Origin of the sequence: Bacillus sp. FSL K6-4563, assembly GCF_038630405.1 — a bacterium.
GTDB classification, from domain to species: domain Bacteria; phylum Bacillota; class Bacilli; order Bacillales; family Bacillaceae; genus Bacillus; species Bacillus pumilus.
In genome coordinates this window covers 2,064,108-2,080,799 of the sequence record NZ_CP152030.1, presented here as the reverse complement: position 1 = coordinate 2,080,799, position 16,692 = coordinate 2,064,108, and the positions used below count along the sequence as shown (strand labels likewise).

Genomic DNA, 16,692 nt, shown 5'->3' with positions numbered 1-16,692 from the left:
TTGCAAATCAAAGATCAATTAAAACAACTAAAACCGTATCAACCTGGGAAACCAATTGAAGAGGTCAAAAAAGAATATCAATTAGACAAAATTGTGAAATTGGCTTCAAATGAAAACCCTTTTGGATGTTCCGCTCATGCAAGAGAGGCGATACAAGCTGAGCTTGAACATTTAGCGATCTATCCAGATGGATACAGCGCAAGTTTAAGAACAGAGCTCGCTGAGTTTCTTCAAGTAAATGAAAAACAATTAATATTCGGGAATGGCTCAGATGAACTTGTGCAAATTATTGCTAGGGCATTCCTTGACCAACATACAAATACCGTCATCCCAGCTCCGTCTTTTCCGCAATATCGTCACAATGCGATCATTGAGCGGGCAGAGATTCGAGAGGTGCCGCTTTTAGACGGAGGAGCTCACGATCTGAAGGGCATGCTGGATGCGATTGATGAGAACACGAAGGTCGTCTGGGTATGCAACCCGAATAACCCGACGGGAAATCATTTGTCAGAATCTGAGCTTGTGGCGTTTTTAGATCAAGTACCAGCTCATGTGCTTGTAGTACTAGATGAAGCATATGTCGAATACGTTCGTGCGGAAGACTTTCCGAACAGCTTATCTTTATTACACAACTATCAAAATGTTATCGTACTCCGTACGTTTTCTAAAGCGTATGGACTGGCCGCGCTTCGAGTAGGCTATGGCATTGCATCAGAAGAGTTGATTACTGCGATTGAACCAGCGAGAGAGCCGTTTAATACGAGTCGTATCGCTCAGGCAGCAGCTCGTGCAGCGATAAAAGATCAGGACTTCATTCAATCATGCAGACAAAAAAATGAAGCAGGTCTCAAGCAATATCAAGAATTTGCTGACCGTTTTGGACTATTTATTTATCCGTCTCAAACAAACTTCGTGCTGATTGATTTTAAAAGAGATGCAGATGAATTATTCAATGCATTATTGAAAAAAGGCTACATTGTTCGTTCTGGTAAAGCACTTGGTTTTCCAACGTCTTTACGTATTACGGTCGGAACAATGGAGCAAAATGCAGAAATTCTAAGTACACTTGCTGATTTAATGCAAGGCATTCGAGCGTAGCATAACCATAAAGTCATATCCTTTTACAGGATATGGCTTTCATTGTACCAACCTCATACATATAAGCTGTTGAAATGGCTTTTTTAATTTTCGCGAAAAAACAGGTGATGAACATGAATGATGCAAATGAAACAATATTAATTGCTGGACTTGGTTTAATTGGAGGTTCCATCGCACTGTCGATTAAAAAAGAGTATCCTCATAAAAAAATTGTTGGATACGATGTGTCCAAAGAACAAATGGTTGCAGCAACAAAGCTGGGTATCATTGATTTAGCAGCTGATTCATTTGCGGCAGGTTTGGCTGAATCTGCGACTATTATTTTGGCAACACCAGTTCAGCAAACAGTCAAGATGCTTCGTGATATTGCAAACTCTGGAATTGAGAGAGAGCTCACAATTACCGATGTTGGCAGCACAAAGCAAAAGGTTGTCCATTTTGCTGAAAAAACGCTTCCTAAGCACTATCAATTTATTGGTGGACATCCAATGGCAGGCTCTCACAAGTCAGGTGTTATAGCAGCGAAAGACTTTTTATTTGAAAATGCGTTCTACATTTTAACGCCGGCAAAGGAAACAAACCGCGAGGCTGTTGATCGTTTGAAGGACTTGTTAAAAGGTACAAATGCTCATTTTATTGAGATGACCCCAGAAGAACATGATGGAGTAACAAGTGTGATTAGTCATTTCCCTCATATTGTTGCAGCCAGTCTTGTGCATCAAGCACATCATTTTGAAGAACAATTCCCACTTGTCAAACGGTTTGCTGCTGGAGGCTTTCGTGACATTACACGTATTGCGTCAAGCAACCCTGCAATGTGGCGAGATATCCTTCTGCACAACAAAAACAAGATTTTAGACCGGTTCCATGAATGGAAAAAAGAGATCGATCGCATTGAGACCTTTGTACTGCAAGAAGACGCTGAAGGCTTGTTCTCTTATTTTCAAGAGGCAAAGGAATATCGTGATGGGCTTCCTCTGAGGAAAAAAGGTGCCATTCCTGCTTTTTATGACCTTTATGTGGATGTTCCAGATCACCCTGGGGTCATTTCGGAGATTACAGGACATTTAGCAAATGAGAGCATCAGTATTACGAATATCCGTATTATTGAAACGCGGGAAGACATTAATGGGATTTTACGCATTAGTTTTCAAACAGAAGACGACCGTAAACGTGCAGAGATCTGTATAAAAAATAGAGCGAATTACGATACATTTTATGCTGACTGAGGTGACAAATATGAAAATTCATAAACATGCTCCTATGAATGGAGTCATTCATATTCCAGGTGATAAATCCATTTCTCATAGATCAGTGATGTTTGGTGCAATTGCTGATGGGACGACAGTGGTGAAAAACTTTCTCCCTGGAGCCGATTGTTTAAGTACGATTGATTGTTTTAGAAAAATGGGCGTTGAAATTGAACAAAAAGGGACAGATGTTGTGATCCGTGGGAAGGGACTGAAAGAGCTCAAGGAGCCGTCTGACGTCCTCGATGTCGGGAATTCTGGTACAACCATTCGATTAATGATGGGAATATTAGCTGGTTGTGAGTTTCACAGTACACTGATCGGTGATGAGAGTATTGCTAAAAGACCAATGCAGCGAGTAACAGGTCCACTTAAACAACTAGGAGCGAAAATAGATGGCAGAGCAAACGGCGAGTATACGCCGCTTTCTATTCGTGGCGGCCATTTAAAAGGTGTCTCATATGAGTCTCCGGTGGCAAGCGCCCAAATTAAGTCTGCTGTCCTTTTAGCAGGTCTTCAAGCAGAAGGAACAACAACATTAACTGAACCGCATAAATCAAGAGATCATACAGAAAGAATGCTCTCTATGTTTGGTGTGAAACTAGACGAAGATGAACAAAGTGTTTCTATTGAAGGTGGTCAAACATTAAAAGCAACAGATATATTTGTTCCTGGAGACATCTCCTCAGCTGCATTTTTCCTTGTTGCTGGATCTATTGTTCCTAACAGCCGAATTGTTTTAAAAAATGTCGGGCTAAACAAAACAAGAACGGGTATTATTGATGTTCTGAAACAAATGGGTGCGAATCTTGAGATCAATGAAGTAGATGCAAAAGGCGGAGAGCCATATGGAGATTTAACGATCTCTACCTCTTCATTAAAAGGCATCGAAATTTCTGGTGATATGATTTCAAGACTTATCGACGAGATTCCAATTATAGCGCTTCTAGCGACACAAGCAGAGGGAACAACGATCATTAAAGATGCTGCTGAGTTAAAAGTAAAAGAGACCAATCGAATTGATACAGTCGTGTCAGAACTTAAAAAACTCGGTGCTGATATTGAAGCAACAGATGATGGTATGAAGATTCATGGTAAAACCACGCTTCAAGGCGGCGCAACCGTGTCAAGCTACGGAGATCACCGAATTGGTATGATGCTAGGGATTGCTGCTTGCATCACAAAGCAAGCGGTTGAGATTGAAGATACAGATGCTGTACGCGTCTCATACCCGAATTTCTTTGAACACATTGAATACTTAACCAAAACAGTCTGAGGATGTCCTCAGGCTTTTTCTTTCCTTATGCATATTTGTAAGGAATATAGCATAGCTTGTCTCAAGATGAAACCTGGAAAAAAATCATTTTATCTGATCAAAAAATGAATTTCAGGTGTTTTCAGTTTACAAAACTTCCGTTTCGTAAAGGATGAAATGAAAACCAGTCTTTAAAACACAAAAATGGGTTCATTTTAAAAGTGCAACATATTTGCTGGATGAGTACCTGTCGATTATGATATGAAGTAACAATAGTTTAGGTTTTTGGAAAACAGAAAGGAACGGTTTGATTTGAATAGTTCATTACAAGAAGCCATAAAATTAGTTGAGGCGGGTGAGACTGAAAAAGGACTTCAAACACTTGCTCAGGCAGAAAAGCATTTGCATGATGAAGAAAAGGCGCAGGCAGCTCAGTTATATTATGATTGGGGAGATATCGATAAAGCGAGAAATCTCATCAGTGATTTACATGATTTATATCCAGAGGAAACGGGGTTAACATGTTTTTATGCAGAACTGCTGATTGACTCTGATGAAGAAGAAAAGGCGATTTCGGTATTAGAGACGATTCCTGAAGATGATGATGCCTATCCAGAGAGCCTACTGTTAATGGCAGATTTGTATCAAATGCAAGGACTATTTGAAGTCAGTGAACAAAAGCTCTTAAAAGCAAAAGAGCTGCTTCCAAATGAAGCCATTATTGATTTTGCGTTAGGTGAATTGTATTTTTCGCAAGGTCTTTCAAAGAAAGCGGCCGACTATTTCTACAAGGTCGCAGATCAACAACATGAGGTTGGCGGCGTCAATGTTTATCAGAGGCTCGCTGAATCACTCAGCACAGCTGGAGAATTCGAAGATGCGCTTGAATGGTACGAAAAGGCAGTGAAAGATCAAACAGATCCGAATACACTTTTTGGCTACGGATTTACAGCGATGAGGGCTGGACGAACGAAAACAGCCATTCAGCAGCTTTCAGAACTAAAAGATATTGATCCATCTTATTCGTCTCTATATATGCCTTTAGCGAAAAGTTATGAGGAAGAAGGACTATATCACGAGGCTTTAGAGGTAGTAAAAGAGGGTATTAAAATTGACGAGTATAACAAAGAATTATATTTATATGGTGCAAAGATTGACTTGAAAAATGGGGATTCAGAAGATGCGAAAAAGCTGCTTCAAGAAGCACTTGCTCTTGATCCGGGATATATTGAAGCGGTCCAAACATTGCTCGCGATCTATTTAAATGAAGAGCTTTTTGATGAAATTCTGGATGTCATAAAAGAGGTTAAAAGCTTTGGGGAAGATGATCCAAAATGGAATTGGTATGCTGCATCTGCATCTGTTGGACGAGAAGAATACAAAGAAGCAGCTGAGTACTTCAAGCTGGCTCTGCCTGATTTTGATGAGGAACGTGACTTTTTATATGAATACGCATCGTTCCTTTTAGAAGAAGGCAGACAAAAAGAAGCATTGCCGCTATTACGTAAAGTTCTTCAGAAAGATGGCACGAATGAAGAAATCGAAGAAACGATTTTAAGAATTGAAGACGAAATTTCCTTATAGTTTGCAGGAATGAAGAACTGGTTTGTTGAATAATTCATGTATAGCAATTTAATTTACGATAGAGGAGGGAATAACATGCAGACCCCTGTTTCTGTCAATGAAAAGAAGGAATTCATCCGGTGGTTTTTAAACCATTATCAGTTAAAGAGAAGAGAGTGCGTTTGGATATTAAATTATTTAATGAGTCACGACTCTTTGATGGAAAAGGTTCATTTTGTAGAGCAAGCAGAATTTTGCCCAAGGGGAATCATTATGTCAACACACTGTGTGGATGAAGTTCCCTTTAGATTTTATAAAGAGAATATCATGACGACAGATGCTGAAAAGTCATTTCATGATATTCGTTTGAATAAACAGCAAGATTTGTTTATTCAATTGAATTTCCGTTCTGCTTATCGTTCGCCGGAATATGCAGCTGTGCTTGAAACAAATCCTCATATTCCAAAGGATCTTTATGAGAATGAAAAAGATAAGGATCTTGCGGAGAAAGTGCTTGAACACTCGATCGCAACTTTCCAAAAAGAACGGCTTATGAAAGAGATAGATGAAGCACTTGACCGTCATGATCAAGAAACATTTAATAAGTTAGCAAGAGAATTAAGCCTATTGTCATAAACTGAACGAATAAGCCTTGCCCTATCCAGGCAGGGCTTATGTCATGAAAGAGGGGAAATTGATGAAGTTTCAAGCGGAGGATGCAGATCGCTTTTTGCAATCTAGAGATTACATTGATACCGCTATCATTCCATTAGTTGGAATAGATGTGAATCAAATCAAACAAACCGTATCTTTAGGGGAGTTTACCATTCTTGTAACAGAGGAACTTGAAAGACAGCTGAAAGGGCGGGTCTTTCTTTTTCCACCACATACATATGAAGAAGCCAATGACCGAAAACTAGAAGACATCTTCACGATGAAGCAGTCGCTAGAAGATCATTTTCAGCATGTTGTGTTGATCTCATCTGATCACCAATGGAAAGAGCATGCGGCGGTTAGTGAATCACTATTTTTGTTAAAGCCGGTTCCTCTCGAGCATTTAAAGGTAGAATTAAAGCAAAAAATTGTTCAAGACAGTGTAGAACAAATTTTGAACTTTTTGTTACAAAAGTGGAGCCCTTCATAAAAACCCTTACATTTGCATTGTACATAGCTTTTTAGGATGTTGACCTTGTGAATAGATTGATATATTATGAGGGTGTCCTAGTTTTATGAAATTTTTTCTAATTCAGTTATAAAGTAGCTGACGACCTGAGGGGGGAGAAAAAAATGAGCGAGAAGAGACATGGAGTGTCCAGGCGTCAATTTTTGAATTACACGTTGACCGGCGTGGGGGGATTTATGGCCGCTGGAATGCTCATGCCTATGGTTCGCTTTGCGCTTGACCCTGTGCTAAAAGGAACAGAGGATCAGGATATGGTTCAAGTTGTCAGTGTAGATGAACTGACGAAGGAACCGAAGCGCTTTGACTTTAAAATTGATCAAGTAGATGCATGGTATGAGTCAAAGGAATCTAGGTCAGCATGGGTGTACAAAGAAGGGGATGAAATTGTCGCTTTATCGCCTATCTGTAAACATTTAGGCTGTACAGTGAACTGGAACAGTGATCCGAAAAATCCAAACAAATTTTTCTGTCCATGCCACTATGGGCTGTACGACAAGGATGGTACAAACGTACCCGGAACTCCGCCACTTGCACCGCTTGATCATTATAAGCAGCAAGTGAAGGACGGATACCTCTATCTTGGAAAAGCTGTGCCGAAAGGGGAAGGGTAACGATGCTTAACAAGATTTATGATTGGGTAGATGAGCGGCTAGACATTACACCAATATGGAGAGATATTGCGGATCATGAGGTGCCAGAGCATGTCAATCCAGCACATCATTTCTCCGCTTTTGTGTACTGTTTTGGCGGTTTAACGTTTTTTGTGACAGTCATTCAAGTCCTTTCGGGCATGTTTTTAACGATGTATTACGTGCCGGATATTAAAAACGCCTGGGAATCTGTCTATTATTTACAAAATGAAGTGGCATTTGGTCAGATTGTCAGAGGGATGCACCACTGGGGTGCGAGTTTAGTTATTGTCATGATGTTTTTACATACGCTAAGGGTCTTTTTCCAAGGGGCGTATAAAAAGCCTAGAGAGCTCAACTGGATTGTTGGTGTGCTCATTTTCTTTGTGATGCTTGGACTTGGTTTTACAGGTTATCTCTTGCCATGGGATATGAAGGCGCTATTTGCAACGAAGGTTGGTCTTCAAATTGCAGAAGCGACGCCTTTCATTGGTAAAGAGATCAAAACGCTGCTTGCAGGTCATCCTGACATTGTAGGGGCACAAACGCTGACGAGATTTTTCGCTATCCATGTCTTTTTCTTGCCAGCGGCATTATTTGGGCTGATGGCTGCCCACTTTATTATGATTCGTAAGCAAGGAATTTCTGGACCGCTATAAAAAATTTGCGTTTGATGAATGTTCAATGAGGAGGGGATGACTTTGCATAGGGGAAAAGGGATGAAGTTTGTCGGAGACTCTAGAATTCCGGCAGAAAGAAAACCTAACATACCTAAAGACTATTCCGAATATCCGGGAAAAACAGAAGCCTTTTGGCCGAACTTTCTTTTAAAGGAATGGCTTGTAGGTGCCGTTTTTTTAATTGGATTTCTTGTCCTAACTGTGGTTCATGCACCTCCGCTTGAGCGGATGGCTGATCCAACAGATACCGGCTATATTCCGCTGCCAGACTGGTATTTCTTATTCTTGTACCAGTTATTAAAATATGAATTTGCTGCAGGTGGCTATACGGTAGTTGGTGCGATGATTATGCCTGGGATTGCGTTTGGTGCACTGTTGCTGGCACCATTTCTTGATTCTGGTCCTGAACGCAGACCGTATAGAAGACCGGTTGCAGTGGGGATGATGATCCTTGCAGTCGGCGCAGCAACATATTTAACGTGGGAGTCTGTTGCTACTCATGATTGGGAAGCAGCGGCAAAGCAAGGTGAAATTAAGAAAGAAGCAGAGATTGATACCTCAGCGGAAGAGTATAAAATTTATCAGGAGCAGACATGTATCTCCTGTCACGGGGATAACATGCAGGGCGGAGCAGCCGGACCGTCACTTGTTGACAATGGTCTTGCACCTGAGGAGATTGCTAAAATCGCTGTTGAAGGTAAAGGCAACATGCCTAAGGGTATCTTTAAAGGCAGCGATGAAGAACTTGAAAAGCTGTCTAAATATTTATCTGAGGTCAAATCTAAATAATTCAGTTGTTTAAATGCAAGTACAAGGATATACTCAAAAGAGAAAAAGCTGGCGCTGTCAGCTTTTTTCTGATTTTAATAGATCGTGAGTGAAGAGACGTATGAGATGGATTCAATATCTGCTAGCCACGCGCTATATGCTTGTGCTAGTCTTGATAATCAATTTCCTTGGCACTGTGTACGGCTACTATTGGTATATTCCACAGCTTGTAGAGACGCCGGCTATCTTTTTAGCTTTTGTTCCAGACAGTCCAACGGCAAGCTTTTTCTTTTTATTTGTTCTACTTGCTTTTTTGATGAAACGAAACGCTCCTTATTTTGAAGCACTTGCCCTCGTGACCTTAATGAAGTACGGGTTATGGGCTGTAGGAATGAATATCTTTGTCCTTTTATCTGTGGATGATTTTCCGTGGGAAGGGTACATGCTGATTGGGTCCCACTTTGCGATGGCGGTTCAAGCCGTATTGTTTGCACCTTATTATCGTTTTAAAATGCGTCATTTGGTGGTAGCTGGCATATGGATTTTACATAATGATGTGATTGATTATGTATTTGGTATGATGCCGCGTTATTCTATGCTGTCTGCCTATACAAACGAGATCGGCTACGTCACGTTTTGGTTAAGCATTGCCGTTCTTCTTGTTTCGTATTATTTCGTCCTATCGAAAAAATCGGTCAAGCTCGAACTCCCTTAACAATATTGGTCTAACCTTGTCCTTTTCTTCATACGCTGTATGGAGAAGGGCTAGGAGGGACTTGCATGAAACGAAAGCCAATCGCGATGATTCTATTATTTTTTCTCGTATTACAGCCATCTGTTGCCAAAGGCGAGGAAACAGCCGCTAGTGTGCTGCAAGAATTAACGGAACTATCAGATTCAATCTTTCAATTAACGAGACAAGCTAAATATGATGAGGCGTTACAGGTCGCATTGTATGTTGAAAAGACATTTAAAGCTGAGGATTGGCGCGGAACGCTGACAAATACGCAGATTCGGCAAATTACAGTTGGCTATCAAGATATCATAAAAGGGCTGCCGCAGGAAGAATTGAATGAGCGCGAAAAGCTTCGTTATGCCTCTCAGTTTAGAATGCTGCTCGATGCGATCCAGTCAGACTCTGAGCCACTTTGGGGTTCGCTGGAGAAGCCCATTATGGGGTCTTTTCCTACGTTGAAAAAAGAAGTGAAGGATCCGGAATCAACGACGTTTTATGAAACTTGGAATGAGCTGGTTTCTTTATACGATATGATCTATCCGAGTTTAACCATTGATGTTTCGCCTGAAAAGCTGCAAACGATTAAGCAGCATATGGAAGTGATTGAGCAAGGTGAATTTTTAAAAGCATCAAGTGGGACAAAGCTTGAGCGCCTCACGAAGCTTGAAGAGGATTTATCGAGTGTATTTGCCCACGTTGATCAAGATGAGGCTGACCCATCGCTTTTATGGGTCATTTTAACAACGGGAAGCATCATTTTATTAACGTTAACGTATGTTGGATTTCGGAAATACCGTGCTGAAAAAGAGAAGAAGCAAAAGCGACAAGCTGATTATCCGAAATCATAAAAAAGAAGCACCATTTTTGGGCTTCTTTTTTTAATGCGGATTGAGCGGCTTTTTGTGTTCATCTAATGTGAAGCCTTCACCAAGCACATCATGCACGTCACTGACGGATACAAACGCATGAGGATCGACTGAGGTCACGACGCTTTTGAGATGGACAAGCTCGTTTTTTGGGACGACGCAATAAAGAACGTTGCGCTCCTGTTTTGTATAGGAACCGACCCCTTTTAAAATGGTCACACCCCGCTCCATTTCCTCTGTGATTTTCTTTTGAATGATGTCATCTTTTTCAGATATGATCATGGCACCTTTGGCTGCGTAAGCGCCTTCTTGCATGAAGTCAATGACCTTCGCAGCAACAAATACTGCGACGAGTGTATACATGGCTTCTTTGTAATTTAAATAAGTAAGAGAAATCGTAATGACGCAAGCGTCGAAGATGAACATTGTTCGTCCCATAGCTACTTGATAATGCTTGTTGATGAGTCTTGCGATGATGTCCACACCGCCGGTAGTACCGCCGAACTTAAAGATGATCCCGAGGCCTGTTCCGATAAACACACCTGCAAAGAGTGCGGCTAGGGCCAAATCGTGCTGGAGAGGCATATGTATTTGAAAGCGCTGGAAGATGGCAAGAAAGACAGAAAGACTGACAGTACCTACAATTGTATAAGTAAACATCGTTCTGCCGAGCATTTTCCAGCCGATAAAAAAGATCGGAATGTTTAAGACAAGGTTTGAAATGGATGGATCAATGTGGAATAGAAAATATAAAAGCAGTGTAATACCTGTAAATCCGCCTTCCGCCAAATTGTTCTGCATATTAAAATGAACAAGACCGAAAGAAAAAATCGCAGATCCTATTAAAATAAAGACGATATTTTTAAGACGAATTTCTTTTAGCAAGAGACCACTCCTTTTTTTGCTTAGACAGCGATAATATTATATGGTATGGGAGAGAAACAAGCAAACTGAGTTTTAAACATTTGTCAAATATTTATGATTTCGCTAACATGTAAGAGATGGATAGGAGGATGAGCTTGATGACGAAAGAAAAAACGCTGCGTCACGTGCAGCAAGAAGTAGATGATTACATAGGACAATTTAAAGAAGGCTATTTCAGCCCGCTTGCCATGATGGCCCGTCTGACAGAAGAATTAGGCGAGCTGGCAAGAGAGGTTAACCATTACTATGGAGAAAAGCCGAAAAAAACAACGGAAACAGAAAAAAGCATGGAAGAAGAAATTGGCGATGTTTTGTTTGTGTTAACATGTCTCGCTAATTCACTAGATATATCACTAGAGGAAGCACATGATCGTGTGATGCATAAATTCAATACAAGAGACAAAGACCGCTGGACGAAAAAAGAAGGGAAGTAGAGACGATGACGAACCAAACCATCAAAGTAGTAATCGCTGGAGCAAGAGGAAGAATGGGGATAGAAGCTGTGAAACTGGCAGAAGAAACGAGCCATTTTGAGCTTGTGGCAGCCCTTGATCACGCGCACGAAGGAAAAAAATTATCTGATGTGATTCATACGACATCTGAGGCGCCGATTTATACAGATATTGATGTGTGTCTTTCAGAGACAGCACCTGATGTATTAATTGATTTGACGACACCAGAAATCGGGAAAGTACATACAAAAAAGGCGCTTGAACATGGCGTGCGTCCAGTCGTCGGAACCACTGGTTTTTCTGAAGCTGACCTGAAAGAGCTCCAGCAATTAACAGAAGAAAAGGGCATAGGCTGTATTATTGCGCCAAACTTTGCTGTCGGTGCGGTCTTAATGATGAAGTTTGCCAAAATGGCAGCGAATTACTTTCCTGACGTTGAAATCATTGAGCTTCATCATGATAAAAAACTTGATGCTCCGAGCGGTACTGGGCTTAAAACAGCTGAAATGATTGCAGAAGTCAGAGAAAGCAAAAAGCAAGGACATCCAGAAGAGAAAGAATTAATCGAAGGTGCACGAGGCGCAGATTATGACGGTATCCGTCTGCACAGCGTAAGACTTCCGGGTATGATCGCACATCAAGAAGTACTGTTTGGAATGGACGGACAGACGCTCACCATTCGCCATGATTCTTATAACCGTGCCTCATTTATGTCAGGTGTAAAGCTTTCAGTTGAACAGGTTATGCACATTGATCAGCTTGTCTATGGTTTAGAAAATATCATCGACTAATAAGGAGTGGATTCCTGATGAACATTGCTTTAATCGCTCACGATAAGAAAAAAAGTGACATGATCCAATTTGCCATTGCGTACCGTGATATATTGGCAAATCATACACTTTACGCAACAGGGACAACAGGTTTGAGAGTGAAAGAAGCGACGGGGCTTCCCATTCATCGTTTTCAGTCAGGACCACTTGGAGGAGATCAGCAGATTGGTGCTTTAATTGCTGATAATGCAATGGATCTTGTGCTCTTTTTTAGAGACCCGCTTACCGCGCAGCCGCATGAACCGGATGTATCTGCACTTATTCGGCTATGCGATGTGTATACCATTCCACTTGCCACCAATATGGGGACCGCAGAGATTTTAGTCAGGAATTTAAATAAAGGTACGTTTGATTTTCGAGATGTAGCAAAAAACGGAGGAACAAATGAAACGACTTGATATCCTTGCATTCGGAGCCCATAGCGATGATGTAGAGATCGGTATGGGCGGAACGATTGCAAAATACGTAAAAAAAGGGGCGCGTGTCGGAATTTGCGACTTGACCCAGGCTGAATTATCCTCGAATGGAACGGTAGAGAGCCGTAAAGAGGAAGCGAAAGCGGCTGCCGCCATTTTAGGCGTGTCAACGCGAATCCAGCTCACGCTGCCAGACAGAGGTCTTTATTTAAATGACGAAGCAATGAAGGACATTGCGGGCGTAATTCGTACATACAAACCGAAGCTAATTTTTGCTCCGCATCACCAAGATCGGCATCCAGATCATGGTCATGCGGGTTCACTTGTAGAAGAGGCTGCTTTTTCGGCAGGTATACATAAATTTGAAGATTCATACAAGCAGCCAGCGCATAAAATAAGTCAGATGTATTATTACATGATTAACGGCCATCATCGTCCAGATTTTGTGATTGATATTTCTGAGGAAATGCACCAAAAGATTGATAGCTTGCATGCATATCAAAGCCAATTTGTAAAATCGGCGCATTCAGTGGAGACACCTCTTGTGAACGGGTATATTGATTTTGTGAAAATGAGAGAGTCTATGTATGGAAGAGAAGTCAATAAAGCTTATGCAGAAGGGTTTATCACAAAGAAACCACTTTTGATCGATGACGACTTACTTGGGGGGTAATTATGAAAAAACTAAAGGTCGGAATCACTTGTTATCCAAGTGTCGGCGGATCGGGCATTATTGCGACGGAACTTGGAAAACGTTTAGCTGAAAAAGGGCACGATGTTCATTTCATTACCTCAAGTATTCCGTTTAGGCTCAATAAAGTGTATCCGAATATTTATTTTCATGAGGTGGATGTCAATCAATATGCTGTTTTTCAATATCCACCTTATGACCTTGCACTAGCTAGTAAATTGGCGGAAGTTGCAAAACGAGAGAAGCTCGATATTATTCACGCGCATTATGCGGTCCCTCACGCCGTCTGTGCGTTCTTAGCGAAGCAAATGACGGGACACACAGTGAAAGTCGTTACCACGCTTCACGGGACGGATATTACGGTTTTAGGCTATGATCCATCTTTAAAGGAAGTGATTCGGTTTGCCATCGAATCATCAGACCGGGTAACAGCTGTGTCGCATTCATTAGCTGCACAGACGTATGATCTGATTAAACCGGATAAAAAAATCGATACGATCCATAATTTCGTCGATGAGCGTGTGTATTTGCGTGAAGATCATGAAGTGCTGAAGAAACATTATGGTCTCATGCAGGACGAAAAGGTCATCATCCATGTATCGAACTTCCGAAAGGTAAAGCGCGTGCATGACGTGATTCATGTCTTTAAAAAGATTTCTGACCAGGTGCATGCAAAGCTGCTGCTGATTGGTGATGGTCCTGAAAAGTCGGTTGTATGCGATCTTGTGAAAAAGCTGGAACTAACTGATCGTGTGTTGTTTTTAGGAAAGCAAGAGAAGGTAGAGGAGCTTTATTCAATTAGTGATTTGAAGCTGCTGCTTTCTGAGAAGGAGAGCTTTGGGCTTGTACTTCTTGAAGCAATGGCCTGCGGTGTCCCTTGTATTGCAACAGATGTTGGCGGAATACCAGAGGTCATTGGACATGGAGAGACAGGTTTCCTTGTCCCGCTCGGCGATATAGAAGCGGCAGCTAAACACGCAGTCTCAATACTCAAAAACAAAGCGCTTCATGAGCAAGTGTCAGCGGCGGCCCAGTCTAGCGTTCAAGCCCATTTCTCTTCTGAAAAAATAGTGAGTGAATATGAAGAGCTTTACCTAGAATTGATCGAAGGTGATGATGAAGATGAATGAACCATTCACACATGCGATCCCTATTTTACATACACTGCACGAACATGGGCATCAGGCTTACTTTGTCGGCGGAGCAGTGAGAGATGTCCTGTTAGGCAGGGAAATCGGTGATATTGATATAGCAACCGATGCAACGCCTGATACGGTCGAGTCTTTATTTGAAAAAACAGTTGATGTTGGCAAGGAGCATGGCACTGTCATTGTGTTACATGATGGGGTCAGCTATGAGGTGACGACGTTTCGAACTGAATCAGAATATGAAGATTTTCGCAGACCGAAAGAAGTGGCGTTTATCACATCCTTGAAGGAAGATCTTTTAAGAAGAGATTTAACAATCAATGCGATGGCCATGGATATAAATGGGGAGATTATTGACCATGTAGAGGGAAAAAAGGATATTGAGCGGAAACGAATTCAAACCGTAGGAGATCCTGCGTGCCGCTTTCAGGAAGATGCGCTTCGTATGATGAGAGCGGTCCGTTTTTTAAGCCAGCTTGGCTTTGAGCTCGCTCCTGAGACGGCTGAAGCGATGGAAAAAGATAAGCGCCTCCTTGCCAACATATCCGTTGAACGCAAAAAGATTGAAATGGAAAAGCTTTTAAAAGGTCGTTATTGTGAGCGGGCGATCAAGGTGCTCATTTCTACCAAATTGTATGAAGAATTGCCGGGTCTCAAAAAGGATCGTCTGCAAGCATCCTTTCAGTCATTTCCGTATTACTTACTGGATGGACTGGAAGAGGTATGGGGGGCTGTTATCCATTTGCTTGGCTTAGATGAAGCGGAGGCTGTGCTCTTCTTAAAAGAATGGAAGCTGTCAACAAAGCTTTTGAAAGACGCTGTGGCTATTAGTCAATACGTCGATTGTGACTGGGATGCGGAGAAGATGTTTGAGGCTGGTGAACACGTGCTCTTATCTAGCTTGAAGATCTCACAGCTAAAACACGAGCGCCGCATTTTCTTTGACGAGCTGGAGGCAGCGAAGCGTTCTTATGATGCACTGCCGATTAAAACGCTTCAAGACCTCGCTGTTTCAGGAAAAGATTTAATGGCCTTTCGGCAAAAGACATCAGGAAAATGGATCGCAGAAGAGCTTGATTTGGTGAAAAAGGCCGTTCTGCACAATCATTTAGAAAACCGAAAAGAAGCCATAGAGGAGTGGCTTACAGCATGCGATCAGCAATTAGAAAACGATTAATCGAACTATTTACAGCATCTAGCCAGGATTTTGTCTCAAGTCAGCAAATATGTGATGAGCTTGGCTGTTCTCGAACGGCTGTCTGGAAGCATATAGAGGACCTCAGAAAAGAGGGGTATGAGGTAGAAGCCGTCAGAAGAAAGGGATATCGCCTGCTACGTAAACCGGACAAAATTAGTGAGGACGAAATTCTGTTTGGTCTCGACACAGAGAGCTTTGGCAGGCACATTTATTTTCAGAAAGAAGTCGCCTCCACCCAGCTGATTGCCCATGATCTTGTAAATGAAGGTGCGCCCCACGGCACGCTCGTTGTCAGTGATCATCAGACAAACGGGAAAGGCCGCCTTCAAAGAATGTGGCATTCACCAAATGGGACAGGCATCTGGATGAGTCTCATTCTAAGACCTGAAATTCCGCTGCACAAAGCGCCGCAGATGACGCTTTTAGCATCTGTAGCCATCGCAGAAGCCATTGCAGAGCAAACAGGACTCAGTCCATCTATTAAATGGCCAAATGATATTTTGTTAAACGGGAAAAAAGTCGTTGGCATTCTGACTGAATTAAAAGCAGAGGCGGACCAGGTTCATGCGGTGATTATTGGCCCGGGAATTAATGTGAACCAAACGGCTGATGACTTTCCGGATGAACTAAAGGATGTCGCCACGAGCCTGCGAATGGAATTGAATGAAAAAGTGGACCGTGCTGCGCTCATCCAACAGATCATGTCCACCTTTGAAAAAAGGTATGCTGATTATATGAAGCAAGGATTTGCGCCCATTAAACAATTATGGGAATCGTTTGCGATGACGATCGGGCAGCATATTGTGGCCCGCACCGTCAATGGGCAATACACTGGAAAAGCGCTCGGAATCAATGAAGAAGGTGTTTTATTGCTTGAAACGGAGGAAGGGATCCAAAAAATCTACTCCGCAGACATCGAGATCAAGTCAACTTAAGTGGAACACCCGGCACATTTTTGATATACTTCGTGTGGGCAGTATCTGAAAAGAGCTGTACCTGTTAGAA

At 41.9% G+C, this 16,692-nt stretch carries 19 protein-coding genes; 18 read left to right on the top strand and 1 reads right to left on the bottom strand.

Annotated elements, in window-relative coordinates:
- From hisC to ypjB, 11 genes are all read left to right on the top strand, one after another.
- On the top strand, positions 1-1,098 hold the full coding sequence (hisC, locus tag MHH54_RS10320) for a histidinol-phosphate transaminase (RefSeq protein ID WP_003215818.1): 1,098 nt from the start codon (positions 1-3) through the stop codon (positions 1,096-1,098).
- 113 nt (positions 1,099-1,211) lie between these two features.
- Entirely contained in the window at positions 1,212-2,327 is a 1,116-nt protein-coding gene (locus MHH54_RS10315; protein ID WP_034620426.1) for a prephenate dehydrogenase, read from the top strand.
- Positions 2,328-2,337: 10 nt separating this feature from the next.
- Entirely contained in the window at positions 2,338-3,624 is a 1,287-nt protein-coding gene (gene aroA, locus MHH54_RS10310) for a 3-phosphoshikimate 1-carboxyvinyltransferase (protein ID WP_003215462.1), read from the top strand.
- Positions 3,625-3,915: 291 nt separating this feature from the next.
- Positions 3,916-5,187 (top strand): tetratricopeptide repeat protein, encoded by a 1,272-nt coding sequence (locus tag MHH54_RS10305; RefSeq protein ID WP_034620428.1) that lies wholly within the window; start codon positions 3,916-3,918, stop codon positions 5,185-5,187.
- A 75-nt stretch (positions 5,188-5,262) separates the two neighbouring features.
- Complete coding sequence (locus MHH54_RS10300) at positions 5,263-5,802, top strand: ReoY family proteolytic degradation factor (RefSeq protein WP_003215573.1); 540 nt, start codon at positions 5,263-5,265, stop codon at positions 5,800-5,802.
- Positions 5,803-5,863: 61 nt separating this feature from the next.
- The gene (locus MHH54_RS10295; RefSeq protein WP_034620430.1) at positions 5,864-6,310 is read left to right on the top strand and encodes a YpiF family protein; all 447 of its coding nucleotides are present in this window, start codon (positions 5,864-5,866) and stop codon (positions 6,308-6,310) included.
- 143 nt (positions 6,311-6,453) lie between these two features.
- Positions 6,454-6,960 (top strand): ubiquinol-cytochrome c reductase iron-sulfur subunit, encoded by a 507-nt coding sequence (locus tag MHH54_RS10290; RefSeq protein ID WP_007500911.1) that lies wholly within the window; start codon positions 6,454-6,456, stop codon positions 6,958-6,960.
- A gap of 2 nt (positions 6,961-6,962) precedes the next feature.
- A complete protein-coding gene (gene qcrB, locus MHH54_RS10285) occupies positions 6,963-7,637 on the top strand; it encodes a menaquinol-cytochrome c reductase cytochrome b subunit (protein WP_003215804.1) in 675 nt (224 codons plus the stop codon).
- A 42-nt stretch (positions 7,638-7,679) separates the two neighbouring features.
- Complete coding sequence (locus MHH54_RS10280) at positions 7,680-8,447, top strand: menaquinol-cytochrome c reductase cytochrome b/c subunit (RefSeq protein ID WP_003215888.1); 768 nt, start codon at positions 7,680-7,682, stop codon at positions 8,445-8,447.
- Positions 8,448-8,547: 100 nt separating this feature from the next.
- Entirely contained in the window at positions 8,548-9,141 is a 594-nt protein-coding gene (locus MHH54_RS10275) for a DUF1405 domain-containing protein (protein WP_003215758.1), read from the top strand.
- 65 nt (positions 9,142-9,206) lie between these two features.
- Positions 9,207-10,010 (top strand): sporulation protein YpjB, encoded by an 804-nt coding sequence (gene ypjB / locus MHH54_RS10270; protein ID WP_003215475.1) that lies wholly within the window; start codon positions 9,207-9,209, stop codon positions 10,008-10,010.
- Between the two features lie 30 nt (positions 10,011-10,040).
- Here ypjB and MHH54_RS10265 read toward each other — a convergent pair whose 3' ends face one another.
- Positions 10,041-10,913 (bottom strand): YitT family protein, encoded by an 873-nt coding sequence (locus tag MHH54_RS10265; protein ID WP_003215598.1) that lies wholly within the window; start codon positions 10,911-10,913, stop codon positions 10,041-10,043.
- 137 nt (positions 10,914-11,050) lie between these two features.
- Here MHH54_RS10265 and MHH54_RS10260 point away from each other — a divergent pair, with 137 nt between their 5' ends.
- The 7 genes from MHH54_RS10260 to MHH54_RS10230 are packed head-to-tail and all read left to right on the top strand — an operon-like array spanning position 11,051 to position 16,622.
- On the top strand, positions 11,051-11,386 hold the full coding sequence (locus MHH54_RS10260) for a nucleotide pyrophosphohydrolase (RefSeq protein ID WP_024422788.1): 336 nt from the start codon (positions 11,051-11,053) through the stop codon (positions 11,384-11,386).
- A 5-nt stretch (positions 11,387-11,391) separates the two neighbouring features.
- Entirely contained in the window at positions 11,392-12,195 is an 804-nt protein-coding gene (gene dapB / locus MHH54_RS10255) for a 4-hydroxy-tetrahydrodipicolinate reductase (RefSeq protein ID WP_058014826.1), read from the top strand.
- Positions 12,196-12,212: 17 nt separating this feature from the next.
- Complete coding sequence (gene mgsA / locus MHH54_RS10250; protein WP_050943855.1) at positions 12,213-12,632, top strand: methylglyoxal synthase; 420 nt, start codon at positions 12,213-12,215, stop codon at positions 12,630-12,632.
- Positions 12,619-13,323, top strand: coding sequence for a bacillithiol biosynthesis deacetylase BshB1 (gene bshB1 / locus MHH54_RS10245; protein ID WP_050943856.1), 705 nt, complete (start codon positions 12,619-12,621; stop codon positions 13,321-13,323). The genes mgsA and bshB1 overlap by 14 nt, the downstream gene beginning before the upstream one ends.
- A 2-nt stretch (positions 13,324-13,325) precedes the next feature.
- A complete protein-coding gene (gene bshA / locus MHH54_RS10240) occupies positions 13,326-14,471 on the top strand; it encodes an N-acetyl-alpha-D-glucosaminyl L-malate synthase BshA (protein ID WP_106035415.1) in 1,146 nt (381 codons plus the stop codon).
- The gene (locus tag MHH54_RS10235; protein ID WP_342500245.1) at positions 14,464-15,666 is read left to right on the top strand and encodes a CCA tRNA nucleotidyltransferase; all 1,203 of its coding nucleotides are present in this window, start codon (positions 14,464-14,466) and stop codon (positions 15,664-15,666) included. Before bshA ends, MHH54_RS10235 begins: the two co-directional genes overlap by 8 nt.
- Entirely contained in the window at positions 15,639-16,622 is a 984-nt protein-coding gene (locus MHH54_RS10230) for a bifunctional biotin--[acetyl-CoA-carboxylase] synthetase/biotin operon repressor (RefSeq protein ID WP_003215865.1), read from the top strand. The genes MHH54_RS10235 and MHH54_RS10230 overlap by 28 nt, the downstream gene beginning before the upstream one ends.
- Positions 16,623-16,692 lie beyond the last annotated feature (70 nt).

Bases quoted from the DNA above. Each gene is read 5' to 3' on its own strand.
- MHH54_RS10295 (WP_034620430.1), top strand. From the start codon at position 5,864: ATGAAGTTTCAAGCGGAGGATGCAGATCGCTTTTTGCAATCTAGAGAT.
- MHH54_RS10235 (WP_342500245.1), top strand. From the start codon at position 14,464: ATGAATGAACCATTCACACATGCGATCCCTATTTTACATACACTGCAC.
- dapB (WP_058014826.1), top strand. From the start codon at position 11,392: ATGACGAACCAAACCATCAAAGTAGTAATCGCTGGAGCAAGAGGAAGA.
- ypjB (WP_003215475.1), top strand. From the start codon at position 9,207: ATGAAACGAAAGCCAATCGCGATGATTCTATTATTTTTTCTCGTATTA.
- aroA (WP_003215462.1), top strand. From the start codon at position 2,338: ATGAAAATTCATAAACATGCTCCTATGAATGGAGTCATTCATATTCCA.
- qcrB (WP_003215804.1), top strand. From the start codon at position 6,963: ATGCTTAACAAGATTTATGATTGGGTAGATGAGCGGCTAGACATTACA.
- MHH54_RS10290 (WP_007500911.1), top strand. From the start codon at position 6,454: ATGAGCGAGAAGAGACATGGAGTGTCCAGGCGTCAATTTTTGAATTAC.
- MHH54_RS10230 (WP_003215865.1), top strand. From the start codon at position 15,639: ATGCGATCAGCAATTAGAAAACGATTAATCGAACTATTTACAGCATCT.
- MHH54_RS10275 (WP_003215758.1), top strand. From the start codon at position 8,548: ATGAGATGGATTCAATATCTGCTAGCCACGCGCTATATGCTTGTGCTA.
- bshB1 (WP_050943856.1), top strand. From the start codon at position 12,619: ATGAAACGACTTGATATCCTTGCATTCGGAGCCCATAGCGATGATGTA.
- MHH54_RS10260 (WP_024422788.1), top strand. From the start codon at position 11,051: ATGACGAAAGAAAAAACGCTGCGTCACGTGCAGCAAGAAGTAGATGAT.
- MHH54_RS10300 (WP_003215573.1), top strand. From the start codon at position 5,263: ATGCAGACCCCTGTTTCTGTCAATGAAAAGAAGGAATTCATCCGGTGG.
- mgsA (WP_050943855.1), top strand. From the start codon at position 12,213: ATGAACATTGCTTTAATCGCTCACGATAAGAAAAAAAGTGACATGATC.
- bshA (WP_106035415.1), top strand. From the start codon at position 13,326: ATGAAAAAACTAAAGGTCGGAATCACTTGTTATCCAAGTGTCGGCGGA.
- MHH54_RS10315 (WP_034620426.1), top strand. From the start codon at position 1,212: ATGAATGATGCAAATGAAACAATATTAATTGCTGGACTTGGTTTAATT.